The organism is Planktothrix sp. (assembly GCF_046067725.1).
Classification (GTDB): Bacteria; Cyanobacteriota; Cyanobacteriia; order Cyanobacteriales; family Microcoleaceae; genus Planktothrix.
In genome coordinates this window covers 1-16,569 of sequence record NZ_JBJUDF010000193.1, presented here as the reverse complement: position 1 = coordinate 16,569, position 16,569 = coordinate 1, and the positions used below count along the sequence as shown (strand labels likewise).

At 41.5% G+C, this 16,569-nt stretch carries 17 protein-coding genes and 1 tRNA gene; 11 read left to right on the top strand and 7 right to left on the bottom strand.

Going from position 1 to position 16,569, the window contains the following annotated elements; translation table 11 throughout:
* Positions 1–399: 399 nt before the first annotated feature.
* The 4 genes from murF to ACKPEB_RS12130 all read left to right on the top strand — a co-directional run bounded on the left by murF (position 400) and on the right by ACKPEB_RS12130 (position 4,419).
* Positions 400–1,794 carry a UDP-N-acetylmuramoyl-tripeptide--D-alanyl-D-alanine ligase gene (gene murF, locus ACKPEB_RS12145; RefSeq protein ID WP_408965176.1) on the top strand — a complete coding sequence of 465 codons (1,395 nt, stop codon included), beginning with the start codon at positions 400–402 and terminating at the stop codon, positions 1,792–1,794.
* Positions 1,795–1,986: 192 nt separating this feature from the next.
* The gene (pyrH, locus tag ACKPEB_RS12140) at positions 1,987–2,715 is read left to right on the top strand and encodes a UMP kinase (protein ID WP_408965175.1); all 729 of its coding nucleotides are present in this window, start codon (positions 1,987–1,989) and stop codon (positions 2,713–2,715) included.
* The gene (gene frr, locus ACKPEB_RS12135; protein ID WP_408965174.1) at positions 2,702–3,250 is read left to right on the top strand and encodes a ribosome recycling factor; all 549 of its coding nucleotides are present in this window, start codon (positions 2,702–2,704) and stop codon (positions 3,248–3,250) included. Before pyrH ends, frr begins: the two co-directional genes overlap by 14 nt.
* Positions 3,251–3,330: 80 nt before the next feature.
* Positions 3,331–4,419 carry a geranylgeranyl reductase family protein gene (locus tag ACKPEB_RS12130; RefSeq protein ID WP_408965210.1) on the top strand — a complete coding sequence of 363 codons (1,089 nt, stop codon included), beginning with the start codon at positions 3,331–3,333 and terminating at the stop codon, positions 4,417–4,419.
* Positions 4,420–4,670: 251 nt separating this feature from the next.
* On the opposite strand, the gene ACKPEB_RS12125 is transcribed toward ACKPEB_RS12130, so the two are convergent.
* The 4 genes from ACKPEB_RS12125 to ACKPEB_RS12110 all read right to left on the bottom strand — a co-directional run bounded on the left by ACKPEB_RS12125 (position 4,671) and on the right by ACKPEB_RS12110 (position 9,947).
* Complete coding sequence (locus ACKPEB_RS12125; protein WP_408965173.1) at positions 4,671–6,266, bottom strand: metallophosphoesterase; 1,596 nt, start codon at positions 6,264–6,266, stop codon at positions 4,671–4,673.
* Between the two features lie 106 nt (positions 6,267–6,372).
* Positions 6,373–8,166 carry an N-acetylmuramoyl-L-alanine amidase gene (locus ACKPEB_RS12120; protein ID WP_408965172.1) on the bottom strand — a complete coding sequence of 598 codons (1,794 nt, stop codon included), beginning with the start codon at positions 8,164–8,166 and terminating at the stop codon, positions 6,373–6,375.
* A 361-nt stretch (positions 8,167–8,527) separates the two neighbouring features.
* Positions 8,528–9,079, bottom strand: a complete 552-nt coding sequence (locus ACKPEB_RS12115) for a GNAT family N-acetyltransferase (protein WP_408965171.1) — start codon at positions 9,077–9,079, stop codon at positions 8,528–8,530.
* Between the two features lie 79 nt (positions 9,080–9,158).
* On the bottom strand, positions 9,159–9,947 hold the full coding sequence (locus tag ACKPEB_RS12110; protein WP_408965170.1) for an HAD family hydrolase: 789 nt from the start codon (positions 9,945–9,947) through the stop codon (positions 9,159–9,161).
* Between the two features lie 97 nt (positions 9,948–10,044).
* Here ACKPEB_RS12110 and ACKPEB_RS12105 point away from each other — a divergent pair, with 97 nt between their 5' ends.
* The 7 genes from ACKPEB_RS12105 (at position 10,045) to psbV2 (ending at position 14,433) form a co-directional block, all read left to right on the top strand.
* A complete protein-coding gene (locus ACKPEB_RS12105; RefSeq protein ID WP_408965169.1) occupies positions 10,045–10,308 on the top strand; it encodes a hypothetical protein in 264 nt (87 codons plus the stop codon).
* Between the two features lie 185 nt (positions 10,309–10,493).
* Positions 10,494–11,309, top strand: coding sequence for a prepilin peptidase (locus ACKPEB_RS12100; protein ID WP_408965168.1), 816 nt, complete (start codon positions 10,494–10,496; stop codon positions 11,307–11,309).
* A gap of 39 nt (positions 11,310–11,348) precedes the next feature.
* Positions 11,349–11,570 (top strand): hypothetical protein, encoded by a 222-nt coding sequence (locus ACKPEB_RS12095; RefSeq protein WP_408965167.1) that lies wholly within the window; start codon positions 11,349–11,351, stop codon positions 11,568–11,570.
* A 132-nt stretch (positions 11,571–11,702) separates the two neighbouring features.
* Positions 11,703–12,665 carry an acetyl-CoA carboxylase, carboxyltransferase subunit beta gene (gene accD / locus ACKPEB_RS12090; protein ID WP_408965166.1) on the top strand — a complete coding sequence of 321 codons (963 nt, stop codon included), beginning with the start codon at positions 11,703–11,705 and terminating at the stop codon, positions 12,663–12,665.
* 160 nt (positions 12,666–12,825) lie between these two features.
* On the top strand, positions 12,826–13,029 hold the full coding sequence (locus tag ACKPEB_RS12085) for a translation initiation factor IF-2 (RefSeq protein ID WP_408965164.1): 204 nt from the start codon (positions 12,826–12,828) through the stop codon (positions 13,027–13,029).
* A gap of 207 nt (positions 13,030–13,236) precedes the next feature.
* Complete coding sequence (gene psbV, locus ACKPEB_RS12080) at positions 13,237–13,728, top strand: photosystem II cytochrome c-550 (protein ID WP_408965163.1); 492 nt, start codon at positions 13,237–13,239, stop codon at positions 13,726–13,728.
* 189 nt (positions 13,729–13,917) lie between these two features.
* Positions 13,918–14,433 carry a photosystem II cytochrome PsbV2 gene (gene psbV2 / locus ACKPEB_RS12075; protein WP_408965162.1) on the top strand — a complete coding sequence of 172 codons (516 nt, stop codon included), beginning with the start codon at positions 13,918–13,920 and terminating at the stop codon, positions 14,431–14,433.
* 112 nt (positions 14,434–14,545) lie between these two features.
* Here psbV2 and petE read toward each other — a convergent pair whose 3' ends face one another.
* From petE to ACKPEB_RS12060, 3 genes are all read right to left on the bottom strand, one after another.
* Positions 14,546–14,953: a plastocyanin gene (petE, locus tag ACKPEB_RS12070; RefSeq protein ID WP_408965160.1), complete on the bottom strand. Its 408-nt coding sequence runs from the start codon at positions 14,951–14,953 to the stop codon at positions 14,546–14,548.
* A gap of 184 nt (positions 14,954–15,137) precedes the next feature.
* Positions 15,138–15,210: transfer RNA gene (locus tag ACKPEB_RS12065), tRNA-Met, on the bottom strand.
* Between the two features lie 166 nt (positions 15,211–15,376).
* On the bottom strand, positions 15,377–16,569 hold a 1,193-nt coding region (locus ACKPEB_RS12060; RefSeq protein WP_408965159.1), incomplete at its 5' end, for a M23 family metallopeptidase.

Sequence of the window (16,569 nt, the reverse complement as noted above, 5' to 3'; positions counted from 1 at the left end):
TTTAATTTCAAAATTAAGGCTGAAATTATACTCCATTTAGATTGAAATGGTGATCAAATCAGCGATGTTTTATAATACCATAATGGGTTCAAACTTTCTGCACAATCAGTAGAAAGATTCTGGGTTCTAAGAATCCTCTTAACAAGATGGGTGTTCCAATCAAGCTAAAGCCGGTTCTCAAGCTGGCCTATTCACCTCGAAATAAGGGAGTGTAATCGTCAGCACGACCCAGAACGCTCAAAACCTGGAAAAATTTAATCTTTCAGGTTGTTGCTGCTGGTTTTAATTCTAACAGCAACCGCTATCCCAAAAGGTAACGAAACCTGTTAAAGAAAGGACGAGGCTTGACACCCGGTTTTGGGGTGATCGATGATCATTAATTTTACGCTTATTCAGAGAATGTCTAATCTCATCACTAGCGGTCAACTTGTTAATATTCTAGCGATTGACTCACCATTAAACTGTGATTTCCCTTTAACGACTCCGGTGATAGGGATCACAACAGATAGCCGAAATTTGCAACCGGGACAAGTGTTTGTGGCGTTACAAGGAGAAAACTTTGATGGTCATCATTTCGTAGAACAGGCCATCAACCAAGGGGCAATTGCAGCCATTGTAACCACAGATTTTGCCCAAACTCACCGGAATTTACCCCTTTTACCCGTTCTCAACCCCTTAAAAGCTTATCAACAAATTGCCCGGTGGTGGCGGGATCAATTTCAAATTCCCATCATTGGGGTTACGGGTTCGGTGGGAAAAACCACGACCAAAGAGTTAATTGCGGCGGTCTTAGGAACTCAAGGCCAAGTGTTAAAAACCCAAGCTAACTACAATAATGAAATCGGAGTTCCTAAAACCTTGTTACAACTCACACCAGATCATGATTTTGCTGTCATCGAAATGGCAATGCGAGGTCGAGGACAAATTGCTGAATTAACCCAAATTGCCCAACCCACTCTAGGATTAATTACCAATGTGGGAACGGCCCATATTGGATTATTAGGGTCAGAACAGGCCATTGCTGAAGCCAAATGTGAACTATTAGCCGAAATGCCGAAAACCAGTATCGCCATTTTAAATCAAGATCAACCCCGGTTGATGAAGACGGCTGCAACGGTTTGGTCGGGAACCACCATTACCTATGGGTTAGAAGGCGGTGATTTGCGGGGAGAATGGATAGATAACCAAACCCTACGAGTTGAGGGGGTCAATTTACCTTTACCGTTACCCGGAGTTCATAATGCCTCTAATTTGTTAGCTGCATTAGCTGTGTTACGAGGAATTTACGGCTGGGAAATAGCCGCAGAAACCCTTTATGCACCCCTTGTCAACGGCATTTCTGTGGAGTTACCGGAGGGACGAGCAAAACGCTATGAATGGTCTGAAGATGTGGTGATTTTAGATGAAACCTATAATGCGGGTTTAGAATCGATGTTAGCTGCCTTACGGTTACTGGCGGAAACCCCCGGAAAACGTCAGATTGCTGTTTTGGGAACGATGAAAGAGTTAGGAGAGCGATCGCTAGAATTCCATCAACAGGTCGGGCGTCAGGTACGGAAACTGAATTTAGATGGATTATTGATTTTAGCTGATTTTGAAGAAGCCAATGCTTTAGCAACAGGAGCCGCGGGTTTACCTTTTGTGGAAATTGTCGATATTCAGACCTCAGATGCTCATCAGCAAATGGCAGAACGGTTAAAAGCGTTAATACAACCGGGTGATCGGCTGTTATTCAAAGCGTCCCATTCGGTACAACTCAATCGAGTCATAGAACTTTTAGCTAATGAAACCTGATATCTTAGTTGGGAGATGATTTTAAGCTAGGGGGAACGAGGGAACTCGTTCTCTTGTGCTGTGTTAACCTTCGACTGCAACTGTAAAGATCCTGATATGATCACCCCAATGTGTAGGCCTATAGACCGATCAAACTTAATTCGTCAATCTCAATTGGCGATGTTGATTCAGATAGAGGCGATGGGGGTATAAATGGGAACAGCGTACAAACGCATTTTACTGAAATTAAGTGGCGAAGCTTTAATGGGAGATTTGGGCTATGGCATTGATCCCGCCGTGGTTCAAGACATTGCCCAGGAAGTCGCCGAAGTGGTCAATATGGGTGTACAAGTCGCCATTGTCGTTGGTGGCGGTAACATTTTTAGAGGCGTTAAAGCGGCGGCTGGAGGAATGGATCGAGCCACCGCCGATTATGTCGGGATGATTGCTACGGTGATGAATTCTATTACCTTGCAAGATGCCCTAGAACAAATTGGAGTTCCGACCCGAGTCCAAACCGCGATCGCCATGCAGGAAATCGCAGAACCCTATATTAGACGGAAAGCCATTCGCCACCTAGAACTTAATCGGGTGGTTATTTTTGGGGCGGGTTCAGGAAATCCTTTTTTCACAACGGATACAACCGCAGCATTACGGGCGGCAGAAATCGATGCTGAAGTGATTTTTAAAGCCACTAAGGTCGATGGCATCTACGATAGCGATCCGAAAAAGAACCCAGACGCCAAACGATATCAAACCTTGACCTACGGCTATGTTCTTACCCATGATTTACGGGTCATGGACAGTACGGCAATTGCGCTGTGCAAAGAAAATAATATCCCTATTATTGTATTTGACCTTACTGTTCGGGGAAATATTAGCCGTGCGGTGAGTGGTGAATCTGTTGGAACCTTAGTAGGAGGTTTGTGTGAAGTTAGCTGACGTTGAAGATCACATGAATAAGGCGCTGGAAGCAACTCAGCGAGCCTTTAATACGATTCGGACTGGACGGGCTAATGCCAGTTTATTAGATCGAATTATTGTCGAATATTATGGCAGTCCCACGCCGTTAAAAGCGTTGGCGAATATTAGCACCCCTGATGCCACAACCCTTGCCATTCAGCCGTTTGATCGGACGAGTCTCAATATTATTGAGAAGGCAATTTTAATGTCTGATATTGGATTAACGCCGAATAACGACGGTTCTGTTATTCGTCTGAATATTCCACCCTTAACGACTGAACGACGGAAAGAATTAGTCAAACAAGTGGCTAAATTAGCGGAAGAAGGGAAAGTCGCGGTCAGAAATATTCGTCGAGATGCAATTGACTCTGTGCGGAAACAGGAAAAAAGTAGTGAACTCTCGAAAGATGAAGCTGCTGATTTACAAGATTCTGTTCAGAAACTTACAGACAAATACATTGCTAAAATCGACGAAGCCCTGGCTGCTAAAGAAAAGGACATTACCACTGTTTAACAGAGGTTAAGGGTTGACAGTTGACAGTCTACCGTCAACTGTCAACAAACCATATATTCCCTAAAATACCCATGACAACGATGTTTGACTGTATTATTGTTGGTGCTGGCCCAGCAGGGGGAGCAGCAGCTTATCATTTGGCAAAACGTGGACGTTCGGTTTTAATCTTGGAACGATTGGCGTTTCCTCGCTTAAAGCCTTGTGGTGGAGGGGTTTCTCCCGCAATTGCTCAATGGTTTGATTTTGATTTTAGTCCGGCAATTTCTACAACCGTTGAACGAATTCGCTATACCTGGCAATTGGATGATGCGGTTGAGTCGGCAATTCCCACGCCGATGTGGATGGTACGGCGAGATGTTTTTGATCAGTTTTTAGTTGAACAAGCAAAAGGTCAAGGGGCGCAGCTACAGGATCAAACGGAAGTTACGGGGATTCAATTTAAAAGTGATCATTGGCAAGTCAATACCACTACTGAACCTTTAACGGCTCGATATTTAATTGGGGCTGATGGGGCAAAAGGTTCCATGGCAAAATGGTTAGGCTTGAAACAATCTAAATTACGCCAAAGCCAAATTATGGAAGTTTCAACGGATCAGCCGTTGTTACCTTGTTTTGAGTTTGGTTTGGTGAAAAATGGCAGTATTTGGGGATTTCCCAAAGCAGATGGTTATTCGATTAGTATTGCCACCTTCATTGGCGGAGAACCCAAAGATCTGAACAAGGATTTACAAGAGTATGTTACCAAAACGGGTTTAGGGAGTTCCACTATTGATGAGCATCCTTTGTGTTTGTGGGATGGAGATAAAACCCTCCATACTCAAAATGCTGTGATTGCTGGAGAAGCGGCTAGTTTAGTTGATCCGTTATCCGCCGAGGGCATTCGTCCTTCCATTCTCAGTGGGGTCAAAGCCGCAGAAGCGATTGATCAAGCGTTAGGCGGTGTGGGTAATGCTTTAGAAGGTTATACCCAAGCGATGAAGACCGAATGGGGTGCAGATATGGTTTGGGCTGGACGTTTAGCGGGTGCGTTCTATCGGTTCCCGAAAGTCGCTTATAAAGCTGGGGTGAAAATGCCCGCAGCCACTAAAGTTATGAGTAAAATTTTCTGTGGTCAACTGCGGTATGGCGATATTGCAAATAAAGCCATTAAGCAATTAATGCCTTTCTAAATTGATTAAAACCATTTTTAAGAACTAACTAAACCGGGTTTCTTTTAACCAGAAATCCGGTTTTTACAATCTGAAATCTTGAAGATCAAAGATTTTTTGGCACGGTCTATTATGGGATTAAGGGTGAGAGCTTTGATGATCATTTGCTAAAGAATCTTCAGAAACTAAATATTTAGCCATTCAAATTCAAATATTGAATGTCATGCTTTACCTGAACAAGGAACAGAATTTGTCGTGGAAATTCCGGTTTATCAATGAATGTTAGAATTTCCAGGTTCAATGATAAAGGCTTTTTGTTCTACCTTATTCCAACGACCTTGAAATCGTTCTGTAATTAACGGTTTGACTCGGAATTTAAGCGGTTTTTCCCCTAAAACATCAATGCGTAAACCTGAATAGGGGCGGCGTTTTTCTCGACCTTTCCCTTGGCGACCAACAAACAATAATGATTCAGCAATTGAACGAGATTTGACACCCATTTCTGTTTCAAAAAATTCTATTAATTGAGAACCTTCTGGTCGTTGTCGCCGCAAACTATAGCCGCTTCCACCACAAATTAACCAATGTATATAGGAATCCGCAAAACCTGTATTTCCGGTATATAAATGTTCAAAACAATGGGCGTGACCATTTAAAATTAAATCCACAATTGGTCTATTCTTGGCGAGATTTCCAATGGTATTCGAGACTTGATTTAACACATAACGTAAGTTATTTCGGACAGCAAGTGTTTGGGCTTGATCCCATTTTGTGGCTTCTGTAACATAGGGAGGATGATGAAAATAAAGCACTCGTCCTCGAACCTCTGAATCATGCCAAGATTCAATTAAACCTTGTTTTAACCAGTTGAGTTGTTCAAAATCAATGGTAATATTTTGAGGCGCATTCAGTTGTTTCTGAATATCCATTTTTTGTTCTTCTAATTGTTCGATTTTTTCTAAATAATCATGAACCGTTTCATCGTTTTTTTCGTTCTGACCTTGAAGAATATCTAATTGTTTGATCAAGTGTTGTTTTTCTGTTTCAATGGCATGAACTCGTTGTTGTAATTGCGATCGCAAATCTTCACCCTCAAAGGTATGTGGTAAGGGTTCAGGAGCATTAAAAGTATTAGAATCTAAGGCAAAAAAATCAATCCCGCCATAACGAAAGGTATAGTAACGATTGGGAAGACGAGTAAATATTCCAGGTTGATAGCGCAGGCAACGACCTGTATCAATTTTAGCGGTATAATGTTTTTCTAAATGTTGTTGTAATTGTAGAGGATTATAACTTTCTAAATAATCTAAAAAAGCTTGAGCATAGGCTTTTCCTTGAAAAGAACCATGCCAACCGATATCAAAATCTAATCGAGACAAAAGTAAATGACGAGGTAACCAAATTAACTGAGCTAATAAACTATAAATCCAAGGTAAATCATAATAATCATGATTGCCTAAAACAGGTAAAAAAGGTAAATTAAAGACCATTTGATCGTAAGGAATATTGTTAGGATTTTCACCTCCGACTAAAAATTCTCGATAGGGATAAATAAAATTATTGGGGTAATATTCACTGGAACCTACCAAATAAACAACATCTCCTGTGTGAAGAATAAAACGGCAATCATCTTGATTTTCTAGTAGTAATTCTGCCACTTTTCGTTGAGGACTGGGACTCGGTTGATAACCGGTTCCACTATCTCCAATCACCAAAAATGAAAACTCAGTATCCTGGTTTTTTCCATCATCAATGACTAAAGAGGTTTGATTAATTCCTAAATTTTCAATTAAAGAATCTTGCCAGCGAACCCGTTGCTTCATTTTATTAATTTTTGTGGCAATGGGTGGATCAAATACAAATTGCATATTAAAATTGTTCCATCATATTAATTTCAAAATTTCAGGTGTCGCCTACACTTCAAGAATGCACCTGACTGTTGATTGTTATCGTCACACCTAAAACCCCTATTAATTATTGGGTTAATTTTACCCATTCTACAATGCCATCGGCTAAAGTTATTGCTAACTTTTGTTGTTCTTGAGGATTAATAATCCATTCAAATTCCTCTGGATTAATCATAAACCCTAATTCTAATAAAATTGATGGTGCAACGGTAGGACGAGTTAAAGCTAAATTATTCCAAAAAACTCCATAGGAAGGACGGTTTAATGTTGTCACTAAATAGTTGTGTAAAAATACCGCTAAACTATGAGCTTGGGAATTATACCAAAAGGTACTAACACCCTTGGTTTTAATCGCATCTCCATTATCAGGTAAGGCATTATAATGAATAGAAATTGATAAATCAGGTTCTTGTTCGTTAATCATTTTTATTCGATCTTGGGGATATAAATCATCATCGCCTTTGCGGGTCATCAACACTGATGCACCCCGTTTAATGAGTTCCGCTTCTAATAACTTAGAAACGGTTAAATTAACATCTTTTTCAGGATAACCTGTAGGGCCTTTTGCTCCTAAATCATTTTCGCTTCCATGACCGGGATCGAGTAAAATATTTAACCCTGATAGTGGTAAATTAGATTGCAATTGGGGGGGAGTTTTTAAGGATAAAACTAAGGTTGTTCCATCATAACGCAGTTTATAACCCCATTGTTGTTTAGTTTTAAAATGAAACGTATATTGCACAACATTTTGTGATTCTCCTTGGGGAGATAATATCGGTTGCCAATCCATTCGGGAAATTAAAGGATTATCATTAAAACGAATAGTATCTGTTTGAGCCGTTGTATTATAGAGGGTTAAAATGAAACGTTGATCTTCTTGTTTGACGGTAATCGGAACAGGAACTTGTAGGGGAAAATAAACTTCTAACCAGTCTCCGACTTGACGAGAACTGGCACTTCTAATCATAGAATTGGGTGGAATCGGTTCCGTTGTAATTCGGGTTTCATTAGCTTTAATCCATCCGCCATAATCGAGGTGTAAAAACTCCCCTTGTCGTCCTATAATTCGGGCACGGGTTCCTTTTGGTAAAGGCGTTAAACGAGAATGATCCGTACTGGGGCCAGTGCGTGCAGTTCCTTCATTAACCGTGACTTCAGCGACTTCAAATTGTGTAGGAGAAAGGATTGAAATTTCACCAGGTGCCGCTTGAGTCAGGGTTTGATTATTGAGGGTTAATTGATATTGAGGTTGACCTAAATCTAATTGTTTTTTTTCTCCCGAAATCTGCAAATTTACTGCGATTTTCCCGCAACCTTGATATTTAACTGTATTGGATTTTACAGGTTGATTCAGTTCTGTTAAAACCGCTTTATTATCAGGTAGCTCGAAGGTTTGGGATTGGGGAGATAACGGGATAATTTGTCCAGCTAATTTAACAGAAACTGTTGCTTTTTCGGGAGCGATCGCACTAAAACAGATTAACTCACCTGGTAGTCTAGCTATATTTTCAGCAGGAGTCAATGAATCTTTTAAAAAGTTTAAAGTTTCTAAAGGTTTGGGTTCGGTGGAAATTCGAGTAACATTTAATTTGATTTTTTGATCTCGATGACGTAGAATAAAAATGTTCTCCCCAAGCTGCAATGGAAATGTCGGTGCAAAATGACCAGCCTTGCTTCGGGAAATGACTTGACCATTAATTGAAACTTCCTCATTAGGTGTCGCCGTTCCAATCAAGAAAATACGGTCAGATGTTGTTTTGTGATCTGGCGGTGGATAGGCAATATATAAAGGTTGCTCCGCCGATATTGAAGATGACAAAGCCCAACTGATCACCGTTGTTAGTCCTAGAATGTGTTTCATAACTATTATTTGAATTCTTTCTCAACTGATTTTATCGTCTTAGGGAGTATGATAGTATCCTCATTTTCTTCCAATTTTATCAAGATTAATTTTTATTGCATTTAGCAAGCAATCTTGATAAAAAAAAGCGACTGATTTAGGGTATTAGGGTGTAGCCAAGATCAATAGCTATAAAGAAGCCTACCATGAATCAAGAGTTTTTTAGCTTAACAGAAGATCAATATATTATTAAGTTAGGAAAAGATACCTTCACGATTTCAAGATTGCAAGAACTAATTGCGATTCAGTTTGAAGAGCATATTATGAATTACGGAGACTTCTTTAATCTAACGTTTTCTCTATTCGGGCAATTTTGTAGAACCTATTCCCGCCAGTATTCAGGATGATTAAAAGCATCAGCACAGTGTATTTTACCTTGATATTTTCTGGCTAGGTCAGCATCCAGAATATTAACCATCCAGGCATCTGATTGAGCTTTAACAATAGGATAAGGCGGGATGTAACCTCTTGGAAAGGCTGGTTCAAATCCATACCGAGTATAATATTCAGGATAACCTAATACGAAAACAACAGGGACACCCATTGCTTTTAATTGGTTGATACCATCGTGAATTAATTGACCACCTATACCTTGATTTTGAGCGGCAGGAATAACAGCCAATGGCGCAAGAATTGAAGCTGATATCACTCCTTGATCTGATATAATTTTAACGTTAGAAAATAAAATATGTCCGACTATTTTTGACTGTTGAATAGCAACCAATGAACAACAAGGTTCAGCCGTTTGATCTTGTAATAAATCATTGATTAATGTTATGATTTCTCGGCTATTTTCCAAACCAAAAGCTTGTTCATGAATATGATTAATCAGACTGCGATCGCTGTCTATCGATTTTCTAATTTCTAAGCTCATCGTTATTTAATTAAAATAAAATTAATTGTTTAACGCTGGACTATCTGTTTTTTTCCAAAAACAGATATTTTTAATCCAATTAATGATTTAACCAATCTAAAAAATCTCGACTAAATTGAGACAAAGACAATAAATGAATTCTCGGATAGTTTGATGTTAAATCTCGTTCTTGTTGTAAATTATAACCCCAATCGGCTAAAAATAATTGTACCGAGTCTAAATCCGCTTGTTGTTGAACCGATAATAAGGTTTGTAAGCGATCTTCAATAAACCAAATTTTCGGAGTGGGTTGAATGGTTGTTAATAATTCCCGTAAAATTTGCGCTTTTGGACGTTTATAACCTTTGCCAAAAATTCGACCTTCAGGAATTGTAACGCCTTGTTGTTTAAGAAGCGATCGCACAAATCGTTCCTCTTTTGTGGTAATAATATAAACTGGGAAATCTTGTTCAATTAAAGGTTTAATTCGTTCAATCACACCCGGATAAAATTGATGTAATCCTAACCAACCGGATAAATCATGATGAATCCATTGATCTCGAACCCCATCCAAACAGGGGCCAATCACGTCTGCTTTTAATTCTTCTTTCGTGACAAGATTGTGAGCAATTGTTGACCAATTCTGCAAAATTTCAGTTTCAGAAATCCCTAAAACCAATGCTCGAATTAAAACAGGCATTTCCCAACCAATTTCAATTACAGGACGAGTTCGATAGAAAATGGGAGCTAAGGCTTCAGGTGAAACCTTCTCAGGAGGCGACCACAGTTGACAATAAGTCCGCCAAGCGGTTTCAAAATATTCTAGGAGTCCATCACACAGAACCCCATCAAAATCCAATGCGAGTAAAGTCGGTTTATCGTTTATCATAAAAATTTAATTGAAAATTGACCATTTCAGAATTAATTCAACTTATATTAAATTAACGCTATTTTATTCCTCCCAAATTTATGATTGAGGAGCGATCGTGGTACAAGCCTTAGAACGGGAAACAGAATCCCCTCTTAATCCTCAAATGCTATCCTATCAGCTTGATGCCGATTTAATCCGGGTGGCGAAACATCTCTATTATGCTTATGTAGACGTCCATGCTCAACGAATGCGGCGACCCTTGGGAGTGGCTATCAACCCCAACAATTATCGCAGTTGTTTATTATTTTCTCATCAAGCGATTTTGCTACCTGGGGAACGTTTCATCCCTTTTGAACGCATTGAAGCCGATTTATTTTAGTCTCAGAAACCGGGTTTCTATAGCAATCTTCCGCTATCAAATCAAAACCCTTTTAGAAACAGGGTTTCTGTTAGATTCTTTCAGGGTTATGAGAAACCGGGTTTCTATAGCAATCTTCCGCTATCAAATCAAAACCTCTGTAAGAAACCCGGTTTCTAGTCCCATCTTAAGAGTTAGCATTGAAAATGGATATTTTATTGAGTTTACCTGCCTTATTGATCGTCTTTGCGTTTGGAGCATCCATCGGCAGTTTTCTCAATGTCGTGATCTATCGAATTCCCGCCGGGTTATCCATCCTCCATCCCCCCTCTCGTTGTCCCCGATGCCTAACACGGTTAAGTCCCTCAGAAAATATTCCGGTTTTCGGTTGGATCTGGCTTCAGGGACGCTGTAAACATTGCCATACACCGATATCCATCCGTTATCCCCTCGTAGAAGCCGCCACAGGACTGTTATTTTTATTAATCTTTTTAACCTCCCCAACCCTCAGCCAAACCTTGGGGTATTGGGTCTTATTCAGTTGGTTAATAGCCCTGTCTTTGATTGATTTTGACACCTATACTCTCCCCAATGTTCTCACCCAGTCGGGGTTAGTCTTAGGCTTAGGATTTCAACTCACCCAAGCCTTAACCCTCTCCTCATCCTTGAGTCAGGGGTTAATGACCGGAATAATCGGTGCTGTTTTGGGGTTATGGCTATTTGATATCATTTCCTTTGCAGGAACCGTAGTCATGGGGCAAACCGCAATGGGGGCAGGAGATAGCAAACTTGCCGCGATGATGGGAGCTTGGTTAGGCTGGAAATATTTACTTGTGGCTGGATTTATCGCCTGTGGGTTAGGAGCTTTGGTCGGAGGAGGAGCGATCGCCCTTCAATTCATCAATCGCCGTCAACCCATTCCCTTTGGCCCCTTTCTCGCCCTTGCCACTGCCATCACTGCCCTCTGGGGCCAAACCCTGTTATCGGCTTACCTGAGTTTATTTTTTCCCACTCTCAATTAAGCCATGAGGTTTGATCCTTTTCCGTGCACCCTAATTCCTATGTCTTGGATTACGATTAAAACCACAGCCCTACGATGGGAAGCTGAATTGATGCAGCAAGTGTTAGAAGCGCAGGAAATCCCCAGCCGAATTATTGACTTAGGGGTGTGTTCTTCTTTGGGAATGGGGAGTCCTGTGGGGTTGCAAGTGCTTCCGGGTGATCAATGGACGGCTTTGCTATTATTAAGCCCGATTGATGAAGAATTAGAATCTGTAGATTAACGTGATGGATAGGATGTAGATCGTTCTATCATAGTAAAGATTTAAAATTTAATCCTGGGGCTAACGGGAATCCCCCAATTTCCAAACGCCTCAATTTTTAAATTAGAAACTGAAAGGTCAAAATAATCTTTAATGTCTCTATTTGATTGGTTCGCAAATCGGCGTAAATCATTACCCAGCAGCCCTGAACCCCAGGAACGGGAAATTGCTGATGGGTTATGGGTTAAATGCGAACAGTGCAATGCTTTAACCTATGCCAAAGACCTACAAGCTAATAACATGGTTTGTTTGGAATGTGGCCATCATTTCCGGGTCGATAGCAATGAGCGCATTCAGCAACTCATTGATCCGAATACCTGGATGCCCCTAGATGCTGAAATCTGTGCTGTTGATGCCTTGAAATTCCGCGATCGCAAATCCTACAGTGATCGACTGCGGGAGACACGGGAAAAAACCGGGTTAAGCGATGCCGTACAAACGGGGGTTGGGTTATTGGATGGAGAACCCGTTGCCCTCGGTGTGATGGATTTTCGGTTTATGGGTGGCAGTATGGGTTCTGTGGTGGGGGAGAAACTCACCCGCTTAATTGAACACGGCACAAAAGAACGCTATCCCGTTGTGATTATTTGTGCGTCGGGTGGAGCCAGAATGCAGGAAGGAATGTTAAGCCTGATGCAAATGGCTAAAATCTCCGGTGCGTTGCATCGACATCAACAATCTCGGCTGTTGTATATTCCCGTTCTCACCCATCCCACCACCGGAGGGGTGACGGCGAGTTTCGCCATGTTAGGAGATATGATTTTAGCCGAACCCAAGGCTACCATTGGTTTTGCGGGAAGACGAGTCATCGAACAAACCCTTCGGGAAAAGTTACCCGATGACTTCCAAACCTCAGAATACTTATTGGCTTATGGGTTTGTTGATGCCATTGTTCCCCGAACTCAACTCAAGAAAACCCTAGCTCAACTCATTCGTCTCCATCGTCCCCCCCAAAATCCCCACCCTTTTTCCCATTGTCCTGAAGTTAAATCTTTAACTTCCCCCCATCCTGAAGTAGACCTCTCCCACGAAGTCTCACCGTCAAAGTCTCTCTAAGATTTTGATCATTATTCAGGACGTGGAACAGGCATCTGGCCTGTTAATTGGCATGGCAAGAAGCGGCTAACGGTCAACAGCCATCCTAGAAAATTAGCTGTTTTCACAGATCCCAAACCTTCCTATAATTTTTGATCAAGACCTGTCAGCAACAAGACTCATGGGTTTTGCAGACCTGTCAATCACAGAAATAGCGACCGATTACAATCTCCCGGTTGAGGTTGTACTCAAGCTGTGCGATCAGTTGGGCATTGCCTATCAACATCCTCAAACCCGTTTGGCCCTTGAGGATGCTAAAGCTTTGATGTCCTATATCATGGCTAACAACCAGTCGTCAGAATTCACCGAATTTGATCACCTTTAACCAGGTCTTGAAGTCATAATCTGTGAAATTATATTTCGCAGACTATCAAAAAGGGTAAATAACAATAGACGATTGACAAATAATGATCAGCTAATGACCGGAATCAGGTACATTGAACATCTGAACCGAAACTGAACTGACTTCTGCTTGTGGATAACACCAAGACGGGATTAAACCTTCAATAACGACTTAGCTATAAGGAGAACCATGCTAAAAAGATACTTTTGGCTGGCAGTAGCCACTGTATTCTTCACCTTTCAACTCTTTGTCACTCAAGCCAATGCGGTTGAATTGACGAAAGAATTGCGGACTTTACGTCTGAATGAACAAGGCGATACCGTTGTTTTGAGTGAAAAACAACTTCAAAAGGGCAAAGAGTTATTTAATTATGCTTGCGCTCAATGTCATGCTTTAGGAATGACTAAAACCAATCCTGACGTTAACCTCAGTCCGGCTACCTTAGCGGGTGCGTATCCCTCCCGCGATAATATTGAGGCTCTGATCAGTTTCATGAAAAATCCCACTACCTATGATGGGTTAGAAGAAATTTCTGAAACCCACCCCAGCACCAAGAGTGCAGATATTTTCACAAAAATGCGGAATCTATCAGACGATGATTTATACGATCTGGCTGGATATCTGTTATTAGAACCCAAAGTTCGTCCTGAACAGTGGGGTGGTGGTAAATACCTTCGCTAATCTTTGTTAAAACCTCATAATTTTAGACTTTAGGTTTTAGGTGTTGGATGATTCAAAAGTTTAATTTTTTTACCCCAAGAGCTAAAAAAGATAAACAGAATCATCTTCAATCTAAAATCTAAAGTCTAAATTTTCAGGGGTTGCTAGACTGACACAGGAAATCAATTATCTATAATTAATATATTATTTATGATTAATTCAAAAAGTTTTGTACGCTGTTTATTCATGCTTTTGGTTTTGGGAATTAATTTTTTTAGCTGGAATTTACCTGCACAAGCTGTATCGGTTGATCCGTTTATTCGGCGTTATTTGGACGTGAGCCAACCCGTTGAAATTCCAGTGGATCAAAAGGGGAATACCCGGAAATTTTCAGGCGAAGATCTTACCGAAGGAAAAACATTATTTGAAAAAAATTGTGTGAATTGTCATGTCGGTGGCCTCACCCTCCAAGATCCCACGGTATCCCTATCTTTAGAAGCGTTGAAAGGGGCAACTCCTAGCCGCGATCATCTGAATAATTTAGTCGCCTATTTTAGAAATCCTGTCAGCTACGATGGTACAGATTATAACTATTGGTGTCGTCAAGTTTCTGAGGATTGGATGTCAACGGAAGAAGTTCAAAAAATGGCAGCTTATTTGTTAAGGGCGGCGGAAAAAGTTCCTTCTTGGGGGATTCAACAACCGCAACAAACACCATCTTTTTAGTTAAAAAATAGATGGGTAGTTTCTTGTTAATTTCATCAAGAACAAAAGACTACCCAAAATTGATGGTCAATTCAAGAACTAGAGTTGCTCAACTGCAATTCAATTCGTTTAGTTATTGAGTTATAACAAGCTCACCAACCATGCCGGCACCACGATGGGGTGAACAGAAGAAAGGATAAACGCCAGCAGGTGCATCAGCAGGAATATCAACATTAAAGGATGCACCAGCCGCACTCTCTAATTTATTATGAGAAAGGGCTTTAGCGAGACCTGCATCAGCAGATTTATCGGCATCAAAGACTACGTTATGGGGAGGAAGCATTCCAACCTTAAAAGTAACCGTATCACCCGGTTTTACGGTGACTTTCTTGGGTGCAAAAGCCAATCCACCAGCACCCATTGTCACCTCATAGTTGTCTGCGGAGGCTTGATTTGCACCCAAAACAAATGTGCTAATCATTAACAAAACCACAGACAGAACTAAGGCTACCCGCTTGGACACTGAAACAATCGGATTCATAACTTGCCTCTAAAAAATATAACTTTCTAAACTCTGGAAAATATCTTACCACGAACTATGACAATCTGTCGTATTAATCAGCAAAAACAACAAAGCCAGCCATCAACTGACTGACTCAATCCGGTAAGATCGAAAGCTATAGGGTCAATTTCGGTCAATCTGACCGGACTCTAGTCTTTAAAAATGGCTCAGGCGGGATTTGAACCTGCGACCTTGGGCTTATGAGTCCCCTGCTCTAACCACTGAGCTACTGAGCCTTATTTGCTTCACAATTTATCAATATAGCACAACCTTTTTGTAAAAGTCAAGCTTTTTTTTCAGAACACCCAGAGAAAACAGGAGCCAGGAGAGAAAAGGGATCATCAATTCTGATAGCTTCCCCAGACCCTAGACCCCATTGTCCTCCTGACTTCTGATCAGGTTCTAATAATTCTGAGAAACCGTTGAACTTTCAGCCGGCAGTAAAGCCATGGGATTAACCGCACCTTGGCCATTAGGATGGATTTCAAAGTGCAGGTGCGGCCCTGTGCTGCGACCTGTTGTTCCCATTTCAGAGATTTGCTCCCCTTGAGCCACTTTTTGGCCTTCGTTCACAAGGATGCGATCATTGTGGGCATAAACCGTTAAACTGCCGTCAGGATGTTCAATTTCAACTAAATTGCCATAGCCGCCATCATTCCATCCGGCATAAGTCACAACCCCTGGGGCTGCTGCAAAAATCGGAGTTCCAATCGGCCCTGCAATATCAATTCCCCGGTGCATCCGTCCCCAACGCCAACCATAGCCTGAAGTCAGAATGCCTGCTGATGGCCAAATATAGCCATTAAACCGCATGGAACCGCCCGGTAAATAAGCATCTGGCCCAGGGAGCGGGGGTAATTGGGGGGAAACCATTTGACCCAAGGTTGGGTTATTGAGAGGATCATAGGCTTTAGATCCGATGGGAGCCGTCGCAACAACTGAACGGTTAGATGCCGATTGCAGTTGAGACGCTAAAGACCCAACTTGATTGGGAGAGACTTGTGCCAACGGTTCAGCCGATAAGGTTTGTTCGGTTTGAGTAGCTTGTTGGCGAGAATAAGCCTTGGGATTAAACTCAGGATTAATCCGTTTTTGTCGATGTAAGGGGGCTGTCGCTGCTGTGGTCAAGGCTTGAAGCGTTGATTCCTGATCAGGATCGACGGAAACGTTCGTCACCTGATAGCCACTCTGGGCTTTATATTCTTCGCGCAGTCGTTCTACTTCAGATCGAAGGCGATCAGAGTACAATTTGCTCACGGCTTCTGATTTGCGAACAGAAACCTCCTGAATGGCGATTTGTTGAGAAAGGGCAGATCCTTTTGACTCAACAGGAATTGAAATCGCTTCGGCTGCGACAGGAGTGGTAGACTCAACCCCCTGAACTGTACGGGAAGCTAATTGGTTGAGAGAGAGTTGATTTAACGTGCTCTGGGTCGGAATTGAACTCAAATCAGTCATCGCTTCCCCTGAAAAATCGGCAACTGAAGAAGGATTATGATTGAGTTCTGAGGGAATGACGACCGGAAGTACAGCTTGAGGGAATCTACCCCCTAGAGCACTCAAGTCGCTTGTGGAAGAAGCTTGTTGTGAAGCGG

Bases quoted from the DNA above. Each gene is read 5' to 3' on its own strand.
- murF (WP_408965176.1), top strand. From the start codon at position 400: ATGTCTAATCTCATCACTAGCGGTCAACTTGTTAATATTCTAGCGATT.
- pyrH (WP_408965175.1), top strand. From the start codon at position 1,987: ATGGGAACAGCGTACAAACGCATTTTACTGAAATTAAGTGGCGAAGCT.
- ACKPEB_RS12130 (WP_408965210.1), top strand. From the start codon at position 3,331: ATGTTTGACTGTATTATTGTTGGTGCTGGCCCAGCAGGGGGAGCAGCA.
- ACKPEB_RS12125 (WP_408965173.1), bottom strand. From the start codon at position 6,266: ATGCAATTTGTATTTGATCCACCCATTGCCACAAAAATTAATAAAATG.
- ACKPEB_RS12120 (WP_408965172.1), bottom strand. From the start codon at position 8,166: ATGAAACACATTCTAGGACTAACAACGGTGATCAGTTGGGCTTTGTCA.
- ACKPEB_RS12115 (WP_408965171.1), bottom strand. From the start codon at position 9,079: ATGAGCTTAGAAATTAGAAAATCGATAGACAGCGATCGCAGTCTGATT.
- ACKPEB_RS12110 (WP_408965170.1), bottom strand. From the start codon at position 9,947: ATGATAAACGATAAACCGACTTTACTCGCATTGGATTTTGATGGGGTT.
- ACKPEB_RS12100 (WP_408965168.1), top strand. From the start codon at position 10,494: ATGGATATTTTATTGAGTTTACCTGCCTTATTGATCGTCTTTGCGTTT.
- ACKPEB_RS12095 (WP_408965167.1), top strand. From the start codon at position 11,349: ATGTCTTGGATTACGATTAAAACCACAGCCCTACGATGGGAAGCTGAA.
- accD (WP_408965166.1), top strand. From the start codon at position 11,703: ATGTCTCTATTTGATTGGTTCGCAAATCGGCGTAAATCATTACCCAGC.
- ACKPEB_RS12085 (WP_408965164.1), top strand. From the start codon at position 12,826: ATGGGTTTTGCAGACCTGTCAATCACAGAAATAGCGACCGATTACAAT.
- psbV (WP_408965163.1), top strand. From the start codon at position 13,237: ATGCTAAAAAGATACTTTTGGCTGGCAGTAGCCACTGTATTCTTCACC.
- psbV2 (WP_408965162.1), top strand. From the start codon at position 13,918: ATGATTAATTCAAAAAGTTTTGTACGCTGTTTATTCATGCTTTTGGTT.
- petE (WP_408965160.1), bottom strand. From the start codon at position 14,953: ATGAATCCGATTGTTTCAGTGTCCAAGCGGGTAGCCTTAGTTCTGTCT.